Source organism: Shewanella sp. (genome assembly GCF_047975355.1).
Taxonomy (GTDB): Bacteria; Pseudomonadota; Gammaproteobacteria; order Enterobacterales; family Shewanellaceae; genus Shewanella.
Window position 1 is genome coordinate 1 of record NZ_JBKEDJ010000093.1, and the last position, 19,454, is coordinate 19,454.

13 protein-coding genes are annotated in these 19,454 nt (G+C 48.3%); 8 read left to right on the forward strand and 5 right to left on the reverse strand.

Annotated elements, in window-relative coordinates; all coding sequences use genetic code 11:
* Positions 1–7: 7 nt before the first annotated feature.
* From ACK5NH_RS19675 to lptM, 4 genes are all read right to left on the reverse strand, one after another.
* On the reverse strand, positions 8–643 hold the full coding sequence (locus ACK5NH_RS19675; RefSeq protein WP_416922807.1) for a DUF484 family protein: 636 nt from the start codon (positions 641–643) through the stop codon (positions 8–10).
* Positions 640–1,467, reverse strand: coding sequence for a diaminopimelate epimerase (gene dapF, locus ACK5NH_RS19680; protein ID WP_416922809.1), 828 nt, complete (start codon positions 1,465–1,467; stop codon positions 640–642). The genes ACK5NH_RS19675 and dapF overlap by 4 nt, the downstream gene beginning before the upstream one ends.
* 69 nt (positions 1,468–1,536) lie before the next feature.
* Entirely contained in the window at positions 1,537–2,781 is a 1,245-nt protein-coding gene (lysA, locus tag ACK5NH_RS19685; RefSeq protein ID WP_416922811.1) for a diaminopimelate decarboxylase, read from the reverse strand.
* Positions 2,782–2,823: 42 nt separating this feature from the next.
* A complete protein-coding gene (gene lptM, locus ACK5NH_RS19690) occupies positions 2,824–3,018 on the reverse strand; it encodes an LPS translocon maturation chaperone LptM (protein WP_416922813.1) in 195 nt (64 codons plus the stop codon).
* A 67-nt stretch (positions 3,019–3,085) separates the two neighbouring features.
* Here lptM and cyaY point away from each other — a divergent pair, with 67 nt between their 5' ends.
* Entirely contained in the window at positions 3,086–3,415 is a 330-nt protein-coding gene (cyaY, locus tag ACK5NH_RS19695; protein ID WP_416922815.1) for an iron donor protein CyaY, read from the forward strand.
* A 40-nt stretch (positions 3,416–3,455) separates the two neighbouring features.
* On the opposite strand, the gene ACK5NH_RS19700 is transcribed toward cyaY, so the two are convergent.
* A complete protein-coding gene (locus tag ACK5NH_RS19700; protein ID WP_416922817.1) occupies positions 3,456–5,870 on the reverse strand; it encodes a class I adenylate cyclase in 2,415 nt (804 codons plus the stop codon).
* A 202-nt stretch (positions 5,871–6,072) separates the two neighbouring features.
* Here ACK5NH_RS19700 and hemC point away from each other — a divergent pair, with 202 nt between their 5' ends.
* The 7 genes from hemC to ACK5NH_RS19735 all read left to right on the forward strand — a co-directional run bounded on the left by hemC (position 6,073) and on the right by ACK5NH_RS19735 (position 19,446).
* A complete protein-coding gene (hemC, locus tag ACK5NH_RS19705; RefSeq protein WP_088211942.1) occupies positions 6,073–7,005 on the forward strand; it encodes a hydroxymethylbilane synthase in 933 nt (310 codons plus the stop codon).
* A 4-nt stretch (positions 7,006–7,009) separates the two neighbouring features.
* Positions 7,010–7,750 carry a uroporphyrinogen-III synthase gene (locus ACK5NH_RS19710; RefSeq protein ID WP_416922819.1) on the forward strand — a complete coding sequence of 247 codons (741 nt, stop codon included), beginning with the start codon at positions 7,010–7,012 and terminating at the stop codon, positions 7,748–7,750.
* Between the two features lie 60 nt (positions 7,751–7,810).
* On the forward strand, positions 7,811–9,052 hold the full coding sequence (locus tag ACK5NH_RS19715; protein WP_416922821.1) for a uroporphyrinogen-III C-methyltransferase: 1,242 nt from the start codon (positions 7,811–7,813) through the stop codon (positions 9,050–9,052).
* Positions 9,049–10,215 (forward strand): heme biosynthesis HemY N-terminal domain-containing protein, encoded by a 1,167-nt coding sequence (locus ACK5NH_RS19720; protein ID WP_416922823.1) that lies wholly within the window; start codon positions 9,049–9,051, stop codon positions 10,213–10,215. Before ACK5NH_RS19715 ends, ACK5NH_RS19720 begins: the two co-directional genes overlap by 4 nt.
* A 402-nt stretch (positions 10,216–10,617) precedes the next feature.
* Complete coding sequence (locus ACK5NH_RS19725; RefSeq protein WP_416922826.1) at positions 10,618–15,801, forward strand: retention module-containing protein; 5,184 nt, start codon at positions 10,618–10,620, stop codon at positions 15,799–15,801.
* 88 nt (positions 15,802–15,889) lie between these two features.
* Positions 15,890–18,067 (forward strand): type I secretion system permease/ATPase, encoded by a 2,178-nt coding sequence (locus tag ACK5NH_RS19730; protein ID WP_416922828.1) that lies wholly within the window; start codon positions 15,890–15,892, stop codon positions 18,065–18,067.
* Positions 18,064–19,446 carry an HlyD family type I secretion periplasmic adaptor subunit gene (locus tag ACK5NH_RS19735; RefSeq protein WP_416922831.1) on the forward strand — a complete coding sequence of 461 codons (1,383 nt, stop codon included), beginning with the start codon at positions 18,064–18,066 and terminating at the stop codon, positions 19,444–19,446. The genes ACK5NH_RS19730 and ACK5NH_RS19735 overlap by 4 nt, the downstream gene beginning before the upstream one ends.
* Positions 19,447–19,454 lie beyond the last annotated feature (8 nt).

The window sequence follows — 19,454 nt, forward strand, 5'->3', positions numbered from 1 at the left end:
ATGTACCTTAAAGCTTGGCCAGCATATGTGCGAGTAATCGGCGCAATTGTTCGAGCAACATATTGTCCATATCGGGATGGAAATGCGCCGCATCTTGGCTGGCGACGGCAAAAATCATCGGGATCTCATCGGCTAACTTCACTAACGCAACAGAGCCCACTTCGCTACCAAACAGGCGTTTCGCTTCCTGCTGGGTTAACCGGCCAAAGTAGTAATCCTTGCGCAGACGCTGAGCCCAAATCGCTTGCATCTCCACATCGGCATCTAACACGCTGATCAGGCGCACATGGGTAAAATTAAACTGCGTCTTTAAACTATCGGCTAATACTTCTTTAAGGGATTCTAAATTAACGCAATTGAGCAACTTAAAAGACAGCTCGGTATTAAACAGGAATATCTTTTCATTGCGCGCCGCCATGGCTAGCAGACTGGTGATCTCTTCTTCAAGTTGCCCAACCCGTTGGCGCAGTATCTCTTGACGGCGCTCGACCAAGGAAATCGCCCCACGCTCCGAATGGGGCAAACGCATCGCCAATAACAGCTCGGGATAACGATTAAAAAAGTCTGGGTTATCAAGTAGGTACTCGCGAATAATCAACTCATCGAAGGGAAGATCGGTCTGCGGCATCAAAGGCTCGGTCATAACTGAATTTGTCCATCGTAAACGTGCTGCGCAGGGCCTGTCATCCACAGAGGCTTTCCTTCGCCTTCCCAATTGATGGTTAAGGTGCCACCTGGCAAGTCGACACGCACCTGTTGGTCAAGTTTGCCTTGAATTTGCCCCACCACCACAGCGGCGCAAGCCCCCGTGCCACAGGCTAAGGTCTCGGCCGCACCACGCTCATAAACTCTAAGCTTGATATGACCCGAGTTCACTACCTGCATAAAGCCGACGTTCACCCCACGTGGAAAGCGTTCATGCTTAGTCAGCAGTGCGCCAATTTCGGCGACATTGGCGTTAGCAACATCTTCGACATCGAGCACGCAATGGGGATTACCCATAGAGGCCGCGCCACACAAAAAGGTTTGTTGCGGTGTTTGCAACAGGTAGGTTTTTTCGGCCTTCTTGGCTTTAAAGGGGATGTGACTGGGGTCGAGCACGGGCACGCCCATATTCACAGTGACTGTACCGTCACGCTCGAGGCGTAGTGTCATCTTACCTGCTGAGGTGCTCACACGAATTTTATTCTTATTCGTCAGCCCTTTATTGCGAACAAAGCGGGCAAAGCAACGGGCACCATTCCCACAGTTTTCAACCTCCCCACCGTCGGCATTAAAGATGCGGTAGTGAAAATCCAAATCAGGGTCGTAGGGCGGCTCAACCAGTAATAGTTGGTCGAAACCTATGCCAAAATTACGGTCGGCTAAACGGCGGATCTGCTCAGGCGAAAAGAACACGTTCTGCGTGACACCATCGACCACCATAAAATCGTTGCCCAGTCCGTGCATCTTAGTGAATTGGATCAAGATACTTATCCTTTAAGCCTAGGCGCCGCCATTAACTAGCCAAGCGCCTGAATCAATTATTTTTCTAGTTTACGGCAGGAGTTGCTCACCTTGCCAGAGCTGCGCTAATTTTTCTCGCTCACGCACCAGATAAGCCTTGTCACCATCGACCATCACCTCGGCCGCACGCGGGCGAGTGTTATAGTTAGAAGCCATAGCAAAACCGTAGGCACCGCTCGAGCGCACAACCAGTAAATCCCCCGCCGCAATCGCGAGTGCTCTGTCTTTACCTAAAAAGTCACCGGTTTCGCACACTGGCCCTACGATATCAAATACTTGTGCCTGTTCATCCCTTGGATTTACCGGAATGATATTTTGCCAAGCGCTATAGAGTGCGGGGCGAATTAAGTCGTTCATCGCGCCGTCGACAATCGCAAAACGTTTATCGCTGTTTTCTTTAAGGTACAGCACCTGAGTGACGAAAATCCCCGCGTTAGCGGCAATGGCGCGACCCGGCTCGAAAATTAACTTGAGCTTGCGATCGCCTAAACGTGCGAGCAGTGCGGCGGCGTAAACATCAGGATGCGGCGGAGTTTCATCATCATAGGTCACCCCTAAACCACCACCCACATCGAAGTGCTCAATCACAATGCCTTGCTCGGCTAAGCGGTCGATAAGGGCTAACATTCTGTCCATCGCATCAAGGAAAGGCTGGATCTCTGTCAGTTGTGAGCCAATATGGCAATCGACACCTTTTATCTGTAAATGTGGTAGCGCATGGGCACGGGCGAATACGACTTCGGCCTCATCCATGGCGATACCGAATTTGTTCTCTTTAAGGCCCGTCGAGATATAAGGATGCGTGCCGGCGTCAACATCGGGATTCACCCGCAGTGACACAGGAGCAACTTTACCTAAGCGGCCTGCGACCTGATTTAACTGTTCAAGCTCGGCGCTCGATTCGACGTTAAAGCAGTAAATGCCGAGGTTGAGTGCCTGTTCCATTTCGGCAACGGTTTTACCCACGCCCGAAAACACCACTTTGGCAGGGTCGCCACCGGCTTCAATCACCCGCGCTAACTCACCGCCCGAGACAATATCAAAACCACTGCCTAAACGAGCCAAGACGTTTAGCACGGCTAAGTTCGAGTTGGCTTTCACCGCGTAACACACTAAATGTGGATGGTCGGCCACCGCATTGTTAAACGCATGCCAGTGACGTTCGAGCGTCGCACGGGAATAGATATACAGTGGTGTGCCATATTGCTGGGCTAAATCATTGACCCGACAGCCTTCGGCGTACAGGGTATTGTCTTGGTAGAGAAAGTGATCCAATGTCCGATTCCTTACTGCGCTTTGTTGTAATTATGCTGATTATTATTGTGTTTTTTCAGTTTCAGCTTGAGGCTCCGCCGTGTTGACAGGTGTAGTGTCACTCTCCGGCGCCTTGGTTTTTGTAGGCTGACTCACCTCTGCCGGAGAGGATTTATACAGGGGGCCTTTTTGACCGCATGCTGTAATGAATAGGCTACCAAGCAATAACAATAAAAACAGTCTCATTTTTCTCAACATCTGTGCATCTGGTGACTAATAGCCTTATAATCGCACCCATCTTGACGAAAGCAAAGGACAGAAATGCATGGCCATGACAGATACAGAATTTCACCAGCTCGCCGATGACATGTTCCAATCGATAGAGACCGCTATCGAAACCGCAATTGATGAACAAGACGCCGATGTGGATATTGATGCCAGCGGTAACGTGTTACAGCTGGAATTTGTCGATGGTTCAAAAATCGTGATCAACAAACAAGAGCCTTTGCATGAGATTTGGGTTGCGACCCGTTTCGGTGGCTATCACTTTGGTTTTGTTGATGGTAAGTGGATTGATGGTCGTAATGGCGGCGAGTTTATGCCCTTTGTACAGGACTCTATCCTTCGCCAGAGCGGTATCGCACTCAGCTTTTAATAAGCGCGAGCACGATTGCTAAGCGGGAGGTCGCTCCCGCTTAAAATTCCACATTCGCGTTATTGATATCGACCCCAAAGGGCATCACAGTCAGCTCCCCGGCCACCCGCACCAGATGGAAAAACTGCGGAATATTAAACCTCGCCTTCGAAGCATAATACTCATCAAAAACATAGTGATGACTCACTTTGTTGACCAGTTCACTCATATTCGAGCCAGGCTGCACATAATGGCTGAGTTGGTTATCCTCATCGAGAATAAACACATCCAAGCTTTCGGGTCGCTGGCGCAGAAAATATTGAATCGCTCCCTTAGCCGCAAAGTTCTGAATAATTTTCGGCATACTCGAAAAGGGATCGTCGCCCAACTCGGGCCTTGGCAATTGCACCAAATGGCTGCGTGACAACTGCTGATAAAAGGATTTCGCATCGCTCAAATCCTGATACGCCATCCCCAAGGGATTAAAGAAGATCCCATAACGGGTATGACTGATTTGCAGCGGCTGCACTAAAGTGCTCGATTGTTGCACCTGTTGGCAGAGGCGAACGGTTTGTTTCAGCAGGTTTTTCACCGCTAACTTAAGTTGCGGCCTGAGTTTTTGCGAGCAGCTAATCACATCCATATCCACCGGATGGGTCGCTCGTCTTAATCCCGGCGTGACAAAGGACAGCGCCTGCAATACCGCGGTTTCGCCCTCAAAACGGTGACATTGCCACTCTCCCCAACTGTTGAGGCAAATCGCATCGAGGGCGCCAAGCATATTTTCCTTCTTACGACCCAATGAAAACACGTTGGCATTCATCATATCGACCATCATCTCTTGTCCGTGCCAGTGGACGGTAGGGTCACAGTCGAGATTGAGGACAAAAATAAGCTTTCTAAAATGCCAGGGCTGGCATAGGTCGAGTTTCGACACCCGCCAATCGTGGTCGATAAAGTTGAGTAACCGCCGTGCAGCCTCAGTTAAGCGCCGAGATTTAACCTTACTCTGGCCAAACTCATACCATTTGGTCTCAGGAGTCGAAACGCCATTTAAGCAGGCCCAGATCATCAATGCCGAAGGCGTTTTTCCCTTACAGATCGCCGATTCACCCAACAGATTTTGCGGTTTTGGCCCCTGGCGGTAGAGGTAATATTGGTTTTCCTTGCTGCTAGACACCATGGTCACTTCAGATTCGGCGACCGAACGACTCCAGAGCAGATTTAACTTAGCGATTTGGTCTTCATCTTGGCTGAAATAAGTGTGCAGCTTGCGGGTGAGCATCCCCAACTCTTCAATCCTGAGTCCCTCGTTCAACTCATGGGTCGAGGCGAAGCGCAGCAGCGTCTGATAACTTGCCAGCAGCAACTCGTTGAGCTGTTCATTAAACCAATTCAGTTGCCCACTGTGCCAATGCTCACAATCATCTAAGGTTGAAATCAAACTGTCGGGCCACTGCCATTCCTGCACTAGCTTTTGCATTTTTGCGTAACGCCAGTCTTTGCCTTGATCCGCGACACTCAAATACACGCCACATTTGAGATAAAAACAGCGGCGCACAATCTCGAGTCGACGGTTATCATTCTGCTTTAATAGATAGGCTTCGATAACCTCATAAATCGCGTAGTAAGCATCGTTAGAAGTGGAGAAATCCCCTGCTAAGGTCTTTTGCCATAACCTGTCACACAAAAGCTGCGAATGGGGATATTCACTCGCATAGGCTTCCAGTAGCAGTACTTTTATCAAAGCCTTGTGGGGTTTATTAAGACCCTTATAGAGCTGCCATAGCGAAGCCCCAAAGTACTCACTCGCCGGTAACTCATGCACATTGCCTAAGTACAACAACTCAGGGGTGAGCTTGGCATCGGGCCACCACGCAATCGTTTTACCCGCTAACCGAATTTGACTTCGGTAAAACTCCTCAAGCAATAACCAATGCTGAGTACTGCCGCTGTGCTCATGAGCCATCGACGATTGGCAGCCCGAACGCTGCGACATATCACCACAAAATTGCAGTGGATGAACCAAATAAAAGTTCACCTCAAACTGATATTCGGCAAACCAAGCAGTTAAACGCTCGGCTTTTAATTTGATTAAGGCTAAGTCCTCATCACATAGCTGTGCATGGTGCACTAGCCATACATCCACGTCACTCTTGGCATTCTGGCCAAAACTGGCCGTGCTACCCATAGCGTAAACGCCTTCAAAGGCCGAGTTTTCAACCTCGCTGGCAATAAAGGGGAGCTTAAATACATCGCAGGCCTGCGCCTGAAGTGAATCAGGACGATAACCTTGGATCCCACACGGCGTGTCGGCATCGACAAAGCCGGGATACTGGACGCTATTCTGCTGAATAAGGAAGGGTATCAAACGGAACAAATGCTTTTGTAGCGGCGACAACAAGGCTAAAGCTCGTGCGATACGAACTTGATTAAGTCTTTCTGCAATATCAGGAAATTGACCTTGCTGATCCATCCAAGAACACGACACTTAAGCACGAGTAAGAAATGTGCTCATGTTAACACTTTTGCAAAGTTGAGCAACTAAATGAGAAGTTCGTCACACTTTTAGCTGATACAGAACGCCGCCGACTTCAAAGAATCGATACGGCTTCCTTACATTCACGAATAGCCAATGTTAGCATTGGCGCAACTAAGATCTCGGATGGAAACTAGGCATGTCTGAAAACCGCATACGTATCGCTACCCGCAAGAGTCCGCTAGCCATGTGGCAAGCAGAATTTGTTAAAGCAGAATTAGAACGCGTTCACCCTGGTATCGTGGTGGAGCTATTGCCAATGAGCACTAAGGGCGATGTCATCTTAGACACCCCATTAGCTAAGGTTGGTGGTAAAGGACTATTCGTTAAAGAGCTCGAAGTCGCCATGCTGGAAGATCAAGCCGATATCGCAGTGCACTCGATGAAAGACGTGCCAGTGGATTTCCCCGAAGGCCTAGGGCTGGAAGTGATTTGTGAGCGTGAAGATCCGCGCGATGCCTTTGTGTCTAACCTGTATAAATCAATCAGTGAGCTACCACTTGGCGCCACAGTAGGCACCTCAAGCCTACGTCGTCAGTGCCAGCTACGAGCTTCACGTCCCGATCTCATCATCAAAGATCTGCGTGGCAACGTGGGCACCCGCCTCGCGAAACTCGATAACGGCGAATACGATGCCATTATCCTGGCAGCGGCTGGCTTAATCCGTCTGAAATTGTCTGAGCGTATCGCCAGCTTTATTTCTGCGGAAGAATCCTTACCCGCAAACGGTCAAGGGGCTGTCGGTATCGAGTGCCGCACTAACGATGCACGCGTAAAAGCACTCTTAGCACCTTTAGAGCACTTAGAAACACGCTACCGCGTGATCGCCGAGCGCGCCATGAATACTCGCCTCGAAGGTGGCTGCCAAGTACCTATTGGTGCCTTTGCCGAAATCCACGGTGATGAAATGACTCTGCGCGGCCTCGTGGGTAATCCCGATGGTAGCGAAATCATCGAAGGCGTGATCACAGGTCCAAAGACCGAAGCGACGCAACTCGGTGTAGCCCTGGCTGAAGAACTGCTCAGCAAAGGTGCCAAAAGCATCCTCGACGCTGTTTACGCAAAAGCCTAAGACGATGAAAGTCTTACTGACGCGCCCCGAGGGGCGCAATCAGTCCATGGTCGATGCCTTAACTGAAAAAGGTATCGGCCACTGCGTTACCCCACTCCTCTGTGTTGAGGCTACGCCTCCTCTGCCGCCTGACACTTCGCATCCCCTAGCCCATGTCGATATGGTTATCTGTATCAGCGCCAATGCGGTGAGCTTTGCTGATACTGCGTTTAAAGTCGATACTGCCCAAGTTAAAGACTGGCCAAGCGTGCCTTATTTCGCCGTGGGTCATGCGACTTGGGAAGCGCTGCAAGAGAAGGGAATTGAGGCTCTCGAAGCACCGGATGATTGCCAGCAAACGGAAGGCTTGCTGACCCTGCCTGCACTGCAACATATCCAAGGCAAACATATCACTATCATTCGTGGCGTCGGTGGCCGTGAAGCCCTCGCCGAGCAACTGAGTGCCAGAGGCGCGAAGGTGCGCTATTGGGAAGTCTATCAACGCGCTTGCCCGCCGCTCGATGGCGCTGTGGTTAGCCAACACTGGTGTGACTTAGGGATAGATACTATTGTCGTGACGAGTGGTGAAGTACTGGATAATCTGATTAATCTAGTGCCAAAAGAGTTATTTGCATGGCTGCGCTCATGTCATATCATAGTCCCCAGTAACCGAGTAGAAGCTCAAGCTCATGCCTTTGGTATAACCCAAGTCACCAATGCCAATGCCGCCAACAGCAAAGCCGTGCTAAACGCCCTTAAACTCTAAGTGCTATTTAGCCCGATTTTACTCGAATTTCGGCAGTAGCATGATTTTAAGGACTGTTAAATGGATAACAACAAGCACGACGCCCAAAGCCCAGAGTCACAGGCTACCCCAGTTCTCGCCACATCGGTCAATGCCGATGACGCTGCACCACAGGCCGAAGCATCTGAACCGCAGGTCAATCAGCTCGAAGATAAAGCCGTCAAACCTGCCGACACTAAGCCGCAAGCCAGCAAACCCGAATCGACCCAAGCGACTCGCCAAGTGGTGCAAGTGAATCGCAGCTCCTGGGCCATTCGTTTTGGTGTGTTATTGGCCTTAGGCTTAACCGTTTGCACCATAGGTGGTGGCTATTTGCTGTATCAACAAATGCAGCAACAGCTTCAAGCGCAAATCCAAGTGCAAACCGCTAAAAACCAGGCCTTGCAGGAGCAATTACAACAAGCCTTACTCGCCCCGAATCAGCGCATTGCACAGCTTGAGCAACAACAACTGTCGAATACCAAAACCTTCCAAGAGTTATCTAAACTCGCCTCGGACCAAAGCCAGTTGCAGGACAGGTTAAATAAGCTGGCCCAGCGTAGCCCAACCCACTGGATGGCCTCAGAAGCCGAATACTTGGTGAACATGGCGGGGCGTAAGCTTTGGCTCGAAAATGATCCACGCACGGCGACCGACTTATTAAAGTCAGCCGATGAAACCATAGCTGCGATGAACAACCCCGCCTTACTCCCAATCCGTAAGGCTCTGGCAAAAGATATCGCCGCAACAACAAACATTAAGAGTGCGGATATTGAAGGCAGTGTATTAGCACTCGATGCATTAATCGGCCAACTCGACAAATTGCCGCTAAATCGTGCTGATGCCGAAGCCAGCACACCTGAAGACACTACCATTTCTGGCGATCTGAATGATTGGCAAAGCAATCTAAGTAAAACCTGGAAGGCGTTGACCCAAGACTTTATTACCATTCGCCATCGCACCGCCGATGCACCCGCCTTGCTTGCTCCTCAGCAACAATGGTATTTGGTTGAGAATATTCGCCATAAGCTGCTGCAATCGCAACTGGCCCTCTATCGCTATGATAGAGCGGCTTATCATCAATCACTGATGATGGCACGCCAGTGGATCCAAACCTATTTTGATGTTCAAGCCCATCAAACCAGTGAAGCCATTGCCGAAATCGACAAGCTGGCGACGCTCGAGCTTGATCCTATTACGCTGAAATCCTTTGCCGCTAAACCGCTGTTATTACAGTTAACCAGCTATGGTGAACTCACCTCTTCAGAGGAACCACAGCTATGATTAAGGCATTGATATTTCTTGGGATCATATTAATAGGCCTGTGTATTAGCCCTTGGATTGTCGGTAATACTGGCTATGTGTATATAGCCGCAGGCGATTATCAGCTTGAGACCAGTTTAGTCTTTGGGATCATCATGTTAATCGTGTTCTATGCTCTATTCCAAGTACTGGAATGGCTAGTGATCACTGCGATTAATTTGCTGCTTCGCAGTCGTTTTATTCCGCAGCATTGGCGTCGCCGCTCCGCCAAGAAACATACCCTAATGGGCGCACTCGCCATTGCCGAAGAAGATTGGCCAGCGGCTGAACGCGCCATGATTAAAGGGGCCGACAACGGTGAACTGCCAGCATTGAATTTGTTAGCTGCTGCACGTGCCGCGCAGCATCAAAATAAAATCGCCGAGCGAGATCAATATCTGGCCCGCGCTGAAGCCCAACCTATGACAACCAATGCGGTAGCGACCACTCGTACTCGTTACTTGCTAAAACAAGGGAAATTGGCCTTAGCTAGAGCGGAACTCGATAAGTTAGCTCCAACCAGTAAGAGCAAAGCCCCTGTGCTGAAACTTGCCCTAGAGTTGTATCGGGCGCAAGAAGATTGGGAGGCGCTTAAGCTATTGCTCCCAATATTGAAGAAGCGCCAAATTCTAGATGATGCCAAGCTAAATGCACTAAGCGTTGAAACCCATTGCGCCTTATTAAAAGCAGCGAGTCTAAAAGGGGAAGATGCCCTAGAGCAACGCTGGCAGTGGCTCTCTCGTGATGAACGTAACCAGTCTGAGTTTTTAGCGATTTACGCCATGGGCTTATGTCGCTTCAATCGCAAAGACCAAGCGCTTAAATTACTCTCGAAAAAGCTACGTAGCTCGCCAGAGTTGGCACTATTAGAAGTGATACCACAGATAGCCACTGCCCATGACGAAGAGATCCGCAAACAATTGCTCAAGCATGAAATCACCCATGAGAACAATGCTGATTACCAAAAGTGCTTAGCGCTGTTGTATCAACAAACCCGTGATATGAAAGAAGCTAAAACCTGCTGGCAGAATGTTTGTCGTCTAGATCCGAGTAAAGACTCTTGGCTGGCGCTAGCCCGTATCCAAGAGCAACTTGGCGAGCAAGGTAACGCGAATCAAAGCTATCGCCAGGCGGTTTACCTGTAATTTGCTTCAGCCGCAGCTCCCTTATCGGAGTTGCGGCTCCCTCAAATCCTACGAATCACTTCAGTATTGACTTAGCAAAACGTCCTTTTTAGCAGAATTCATAAAATTTTAATGTCTATACACAGACTAATTTGTTATAAATATGTTTCTATATAGAAATCAAAGATACTAGATGCAGCGCAAATTCTGCTTTAAGATACCACATCTAGTTAGGGCAGATTTAAACGCCAAATTTTCGCACAACTTTCCGTAAAACCCAGTTATAGCAAGTTATCCCGCCGCGTCAAAAAATTGACTTCCCATTAGTACCAAGCTAAAATTTCATCACTTGTATCACTATCCAACACATTTGTTGGATTTGTGCATCTTTGGATTAACACAGTCAGGTGTTGGGAGCTTATTATGGGATCGATCATTACAACAAAGAAAGGTTTGCTCAAACTGGTCAAAGGGCAAATCGAAGTCGAGGTTAATGGTTCAAATCAACCCGCTAAGGATGGCGAGCAACTCCCAAAAGGTGCTGTGCTTCATATCGGTGAAAATGCGACCTACGAAATCACCTTTGATGATGGTACTAAGTTATCCAATGAGGTCGCTTCTAACGCAGCCGCCGCAGCCGCTCCCAACACGGCAAATGAAGCAGCCCTAGATGAAATCCAAGCACTACAAGATCTTATTGCCTCTGGTGAAGACCCAACTCAAAATCTGCCAGAAACCGCCGCAGGTAATGCACCAGCAGGCAGTGACGGCAACTCCGGCTATATCACCCTTGCCCGTGATGGTACTGAAGCTTTAGCCTCCGCAGGATATTCAACTTCTGGACAAACGCTGACCGCAGCTACAACTGCCGCGCCAGAGCAAACCATAGCAACTGACTCTCCTTCGGTATTAGTTAACGACAGCATTACGGTCAACGAGGATACCGTTGCTTCGGGTAATGTGCTCGATAACGACAGCGATACCGATAATGTGTTAAGTGTGGTTGGATTTAATATTAATGGAACCGACTTTGCGGCGGGTACTATCGTTACTCTCGAAGGTGGTAGCTTTATTCTCAATGCCGATGGCTCTTACACCTTCACGCCAAATGAAAATTGGAACGGCCAAGTTCCGGTGATTACCTACACCACTAATACCAGCTCAACTGCAACCTTAACCATTAGTGTCACCCCAGTTGATGATCCTTCTGTATTAGCCAATGATAGCAATACCGTGCCCGAAGATACCGTGGCCGCAGGCAATGTGCTTGATAACGATAGCGATATTGACAACACGCTGTCGGTTGTTAGCTACTCGGTTAACGGACAGACCATTGCTGCTGGTACCGCAGTTACACTCGAAGGTGGTTCATTACTGATCAATGCCGATGGTTCCTACACCTTCACCCCCAATGCAAATTGGAACGGCCAAGTGCCAGTTATTACTTACACCACCAATACTGGTTCGACAGCGACCCTGACCATCAATGTCACCCCAGTGGATGATGCCTTTACCGATGCCAACGAACTGGTGACCCTAGCCGAAGACAGTGGTCTGCATACCGGTACCCTGTTGACCGGCACCAGCAGTGTCGATGGCACCGTGACCGTTCAAAGCTTTACCGTGAACGGCACCACCTACACCTTCGATACCAATAACAGCAGCTTCAGTGTGGCTCTGACTGCAGGCACCTTGGTGATTAACCAAGACGGTACCTATACGTTTACCCCTGCCGCCAACTGGAACGGCGCCGTGCCGGTGGTCAGCTATACCCTGACCGACGGCTCCAGCACCGACGACTCGACCCTGACCATCAATGTCACCCCAGTGGATGATCCTTTGACATTGGTTGGACTTAATGGAACTGAAAAGACTATTAGCGAAGCAAATTTAGCGACCGGAACTCAACCGAACAATGCAGCGTTGACGCAAAGCGGTAGCTTTAGCTTCAGCACCCTTGATGGGTTAGCAACATTGATTGTCGCCGGAACAGCACTGAACCTGACCCAACTGCAGGCATTGACCGCGTCAACACCGGTCACTATTACTACAGCGTATGGCACCTTGACCCTCACTGGTTTCAGCGGCGATACAAGCGGCGGTACTGTCAGCTACAGCTACACTCTTAATACCAAGGTTGACAATGACAGCGTTACTGGTGCCACCAGTTCCGGTTACATTGATAGTATTTCAGTCACCGTAAAAGATATTGATAACAACTCGGTCAATAACACCCTGGACATCAACATCGTTGACGATGTTATCGTATTGAATGAGGGCAATCTCAATGGCACTAATGCCATTGGCACCTATGTCGGAACAGGTTTACTGGATACAACTGGTGCAGATCAGCTTTACAGTGCCGACCTATCAGCCAACGTGACAGGCTGGAATGGCACTTCAGTAACCTTTGCAGATTCAGGCATCACCTCCGGCGGTAAGACGCTGTTTTACTTCGTAGATCTATTGAATCCTTCAATTCTGTATGCATACACGGATAAAAGCGATACACCGAGTGCGTTTGATGCATCCAACACCAATCAACAGCTTGTATTTAAGCTAACGGCGCAGCCAAATAGCGATAGCTATACAATGCAGGTCTACAAGTCTATTGACAGTCTATCAGAAGTAGTTGTTGCTGGACTTGATGGCGGTGAGGGCGGAAACAGCCCCGCGGTTTACGTTGGCTATAACGCTGCAACCGGGCAATTTGACATCGACAACAATCTGTCTCAATTGGCATATGATTTGGCGTTTACCCTTACATCTCGCAAAGCCGATGGTACTGCCGGAACTGTAAATGGCAACACCGGAGGTTTCGGTGCCAATAACGCCTTTGTCGATTCAGGTGAAGTTTTCATTATTGACTATGCCAAGGACGTTGCTTCGGCAACTATCAACTTCTCAAGCAGCTCTGTTGATACGCTCGTTCACTACAAAGCGTATGACAAAGACGGTAACCTTCTCGGCGAAGGTAATATTGTATCCGGTGGCGAAATATCCAATCTGGGAGCAATCAGCCATATTGAACTGACTACTACTGGTGTTGGTAATGACTTGCGCTTCCAGTTCAATGGGACTTCCGCCCAAGAGATTGTTACTTCCACCCAAGGCGCCAGTCTGAACTTTGATGTGACAGTGAAGGATAGCGATGGTGATACAGCAAGCGGCAACTTTGATGTGAACCTTGCGGCTCCCGGTGGAATTCCGCTGGCACCATTGGCCTTAACCATCAATTCAACCGCTAGGCTGCAGGAGGCGGATCTGCAGACTAACGGCCTAGATTCAGACTCGCGTGATCTAACCTTCAAAGCGGGCAGTGATGCCATTGGAGTGTTCCAGTTTGGCGATGTCAGCAGTATCCAAGTAAGTGGCATAAATGCCAATATATTTTGGGCACTCAATGATCAAGGCCAATTGATCGGTACCGTATACGGACGTGAAGCGATTCGCTTAACCCTAGATTGGGATCGTATTAATGCGGGTGAGCAAGGTGATGTCACCGTTACCGCAGAGTTGTTAACCAATCTGCCACACAATGTGAATACCAACAACTTAACTGTAAATGGTATTCAGGTGATTGCAGTGGATGGCCTCGGTAATACTGCACATTCAAACGTGACTGTAACTGTCGCAGATGATACCAACGTTGCCCAAAACGATACGGCGCAACTTGATGTAGTGGTTGACTCCTTTAACTTCTCAGGCATTATCGCCAACTGGAGTAGTACCATTGGAGGTACCTATGTCAACACATACGATGGTCCTGACAACGACAGTGGTAAAGATCAACTTCGTTGGGGGGATCCATCCGATTATAACGGACGTCAATCTGGCTATGGATTCATGGATAACGATGCGGGGCTAAATGGCACATTATCGTTAAACCAAGATATAGTGTTAGGCACCTTCACACACTATAACTATTCAATTGACTCGGGTACTTCGATCACCGCAGCCACAATGCAAGTGACCTTTAACGTGACGGATGCCTACGGCGTAGTAACACCCGTCACATTAACTCTGAACTTTAGCCATAATGAAACACCAAATAGCGGCGATCCTATGGCATCTCGCGATATCGTTACTGTCGGCCAAACCAGTGTGACCTTCAATTACGAAGGTCAAATGTACACTATGCAAGTTATTGGTTTCAAAGATGGTAATGGCAACATCGTGACATCTATTTACACCAATGAGAATGCTGCAACTAGCTACGAGTTAGTCGTGCGTATGGTGGCTGGCGCTGGCTACACTCTGCCGCACACTGATGGCAATGTGCTCACTAATGATGTAGCTGGTGCCGATGGTGCACTAACAGTAATTGGCGTCGCAACGGGAGACCACACAAATACTGGCGTTTCAGGTCAAGTTGGCACCACGATAACAGGAACCTACGGCAATCTGGTCCTTAATGCTGATGGTACTTACCACTACCAGTTAACAGCGAGTGCTAACACTATTCCAGCAGCAGGTGCAGTCGAAACCTTCACCTACACAACCCAAGATAGCGACGGTGACAAAGCAAGTGCCACCTTGAAGATTGACGTCAATCCAGTCAACGCCGATGGTATCAATATTGCTGACGCTAACTTGATTTCAACTCAAGGCTCTAGCTTAAATGACACCATCATTGTCGAGCATGGAGAAAGTGCAAATTCTGCAGGACAAAAAGTACTCAACGTCTCATTTGGTGGAGGTCAAAGCGGCATAATTACGAATAGCTCAGGTCACGAAGTCGTTGCTTCTGGCGCTAACAACAAGAGCTATACCACTAGTAGTGCTCAAGTGGTTAGTGGCGGTGACGGTAATGATCATATCGAAACAGGTAAAGGTAACGACGTTATCTATGCTGGTAAGACTGGGTCTACTAACTACGGTACCGATGATCAACTCGAATTATCAGCAAATACCCTATCAACGCACCACATTATGACTGGCAATATCACTGGTAATGATCGCATGGTGGACAGTGATGGTCTGCTATTAGCCAATGACGTTGCTTCTCAAAGAGCAGATGTGGTCAATAGCGGTAGCGGTGATGACCGAATTTATGGCCAATCAGGTTCTGATATCCTCTATGGACACACTGGAAATGATTATATTGATGGCGGAAGCCACAATGATGCCCTCCGTGGTGGCGCAGGTAACGACACTATGATTGGCGGCCTCGGTGATGACGTGCTGCGTGGCGATAGCGGTAATGATACCTTTGTATGGCGCTATGCAGATGCCGATAAAGGTACTGACCACATCATGGACTTTAATGTCAGAGAAGATAAGCTGGATCTTAGTGACCTCCTCCAAGGAGAAACTGCTAATACTCTAGAAAGCTATCTGAACTTTAGCTTAGATAACAATGGTTCGACTGTCATTGATATCGATGCCAATAAGGATGGGGTGTTTGATCAACATATAGTGCTAGATGGGGTCAACCTCTTTAACCAATATAGTGCAACCGATAATGCGGGCGTCATCAATGGTTTACTCGGCTCCAATGGTAACGGTCCTCTGATCATCGATACGGCGCCAGTCACACCAGAGGCTCCACAGGGCGTAACATCATTGACAGACCCTCATAACAACAACGGTACTATCATTCCTTAAACAATCAGTTCATATGGCCTATAGAAATATAGGCCATCATAACCCATACTTCTGATAATAAAATAAAAATCAAAGGATAGATAAGTAGGTGTCTGTTACAGCCTCAGAAAAAGTTGAGCAGTGGACTATTTCCGCTTCACAGCGGGTAATAGTCGACCCTCTACTTGATTGTTTAGTGTTACTCACTGAACACTTTGGAAATCCATGCTCAAGTGATTCACTTGCGGCAGGTCTGCCCTTGTCTGGGGCAGTATTAACTCCCGATTTAGTACCGCAAGCGGCATCTCGCGCTGGGTTAGCAGCAAAATTGTCACGCAAAGGACTAAACGAGATATCCCCGATACTGCTGCCATGTATTTTGCTATTAAAAGACAAGAAAGCCTGTATCCTGCGCGAACTCAACCTCGAATCCGACAGAGCAGTTATTCAATTGCCAGAGACGGGTGGTGAAGAAGTTCTCACGATAGAGTCACTTGAAACTTTATATGTCGGCTATTTATTCCTAGTAAAACAGGAATACCGTGGCGACATGGGGTTTGATGTTTACTTGCATGATAATAAAACCCATTGGCTCATACAGACCTTAAAAGACTCTGCGCCAATTTACCGAGATGCCTTAATCGCCTCGGTACTGGTCAACATCTTTGCGCTCGTCTCTCCCCTGTTCATCATGAACGTGTATGACAAGGTTGTGCCTAACTTGGCTTTCGAGTCCCTATGGGTACTGGCCATCGGCGCATCCATCGCCTATTTGTTTGACTTAGTCATGCGGCAATTACGCAGCTACTTAATTGATGTTGCTGGTAAAAAAGTCGATATTATAGTCTCTTCTCAGTTGTTTGCTAAAGTGATTGGCATCCCTTTAGAAAAGCGCTCCCCCAGCATAGGCGGTATGGCGAAACAGCTCGGAGAGTTCGACAATATTCGCGAGATTTTAACCTCAGCGACTATCACCACGCTGGTCGACTTACCGTTTGCGCTATTTTTCCTCATCATTATTTATATTGTTGCAGGTGACTTAGCGATTATTCCCGTGGTCGGCGGCTTAATCATTATCGGTTTTACGCTTTATACCCAACCTAAGCTAAAAGCTGCAATTGAAGAAGGTAATAAGTTATCCAGCTTAAAACACGGCCATCTGATCGAAAGCCTGTCTGCTCTGGAATCGATCAAAGCCAACGGCGCCGAAGGGATTGTTCAGCGAAGCTGGCAGCAAATGATCGGTCACAGCGCTAACTGGCAATTAAGATCCAAAAAGCTCTCTAACTCAGTCTCCAATATGGCTAACTTCATCGTGCAATTTACGGTTGTATGTGTGGTTATTTTAGGGGTATACCGAGTTGCCGATAATGCTATCTCCATGGGGGGCATTATTGCGGCCGTGATGTTATCAAGTCGAGCCATCGCGCCAATGGCACAACTAGCAGGTTTGATGACCCGCGCTAACCATACCGCCAGTGCACTACGCCAGCTCAACGAGCTGATGGTGCAAGAAGATGAATTCGAGAATAAAGGCCACTTGGTTAGCAAGCAGCGTTTAATGGGTAAAATTAATGCCGATAATGTCGGCTTTAGCTACCCCGGCTCAGAAAAACCCGTGCTCTATCCTATGACGCTCACCATCAATCCGGGCGAACGCATCGCCATTATTGGCCGTAATGGTTCGGGCAAAAGTACCCTAGCCAAACTCTTGGTTGGGCTATTTCAACCAACAACCGGAAGCCTGCGTTACGATGGTATCGACTCGGCACAAATCCATCCAAGCGATCTGCGCCGTAACTTTGGCTATCTGCCGCAGGACGTCACACTTTTCCACGGCACCATCAGAGATAACATTCTATTCGGTACTCGCCAAGTGACCGAGCATCAACTGATCCGTGCAGTCCAACTGTCGGGTGTTAGCCAGTTCACTCACTTGGAAGCGGAAGGTCTGGATCAACAGGTTGGCGAAGGCGGTATGTCACTGAGCCGTGGTCAACGACAAACCGTAGCCCTTGCCCGTGCGACACTAAATGATCCGCCAGTGCTATTAATGGATGAACCCACAGCCAGTTTGGATGCCCGTGCTGAACAGCAATTTATTCGCTCTATGCAAAATGTCAGTAAGGATAGAACCTTACTGCTGATTACCCACAAAATGCATTTATTACAACTGGTTGACCGAATTATCGTGCTAGAGCGTGGCCATGTGGTTGCCGATGGTCCTAAAGCCGAGGTGTTAGAAAAACTCAATTTTGGCCTTGTCACTGGAGGCGCTAAAAAATGAGTAAAAATCTAACCGCAAACGATTTAGACATGGTAGATGATGTTTATGGCGCCATGATGACCGATGCCCCCAGAGGGCACAGACTCATCATTTGGGCCTTAGCCGCTATGGTTATCAGCTTCTTGTTATGGGCAGGTTTTGCCCAGTTGGATAAGGTCACCACAGGTTCGGGTAAAGTGATCCCCTCTTCGCAAGTACAAGTGATTCAGAGTCTCGATGGTGGGATCATGCAGGAACTCTACGTGCGAGAAGGGGATATAGTGACTAAAGGGCAACCCTTAGTTCGCATCGATGACACTCGTTTTCGCTCCGATTTCGCCCAACAAGAGCAAGAGGTTTTTGGTTTAAAAACCAATGTGATCCGTATGCGTGCAGAGTTGGATAGCATACTAATATCAGATATGACATCAGACTGGCGTGAGCAAGTTAAAATCACTAAAAAAGCCTTAGTCTTTCCTGAAAGCCTGACAGAGGCTGAGCCTGCGTTGGTGAAAAGACAGCAAGAGGAATACAACGGTCGCTTAGACAATCTGAGTAACCAGTTGGAAATTTTAGTGCGTCAAATCCAGCAAAGGCAGCAGGAAATTGATGAGCTAGCCTCAAAAACCACCACCCTAACAACGAGTATGCAGTTGATTTCGAGGGAACTCGAACTCACTCGGCCACTCGCCAAAAAAGGGATCGTTCCCGAAGTCGAATTACTCAAGTTAGAACGTGCTGTTAACGATGCGCAAGGTGAGCTTAACTCCTTACGGTTACTTAGACCTAAACTGAAGGCAGCATTAGACGAAGCAATTCTCAAACGCCGTGAAGCTGTATTTGTTTATGCTGCCGATCTTCGCGCCCAACTTAACGAGACTCAAACTCGCTTATCACGCATGAATGAGGCCCAGGTCGGAGCGCAGGATAAGGTAAGTAAAGCCATTATTACTTCACCTGTTAACGGTACCATCAAGTCTGTGCATATCAATACATTAGGTGGAGTTGTTCAGCCTGGCGTCGACATTGTTGAAATCGTTCCTTCAGAAGATCAACTGCTGATAGAAACGAAAATCCTGCCAAAAGATATTGCGTTTCTGCACACCGGATTGCCTGCCGTGGTGAAAGTCACAGCCTATGATTTTACCCGTTATGGCGGCCTAAAAGGTACCGTCGAACATATTAGTGCCGATACCTCACAGGACGAAGAAGGAAATAGCTTCTACCTTATAAAGGTGAGAACAGAAGAATCCAGTTTAGTAAAAGACGATGGCACACAGATGCCAATTATCCCGGGGATGTTAACAAGCGTTGATGTCATCACCGGACAAAGATCCATTCTTGAGTACATTTTAAATCCAATTTTAAGGGCTAAGGATACCGCGCTCAGAGAGCGTTAAGCCTGTTA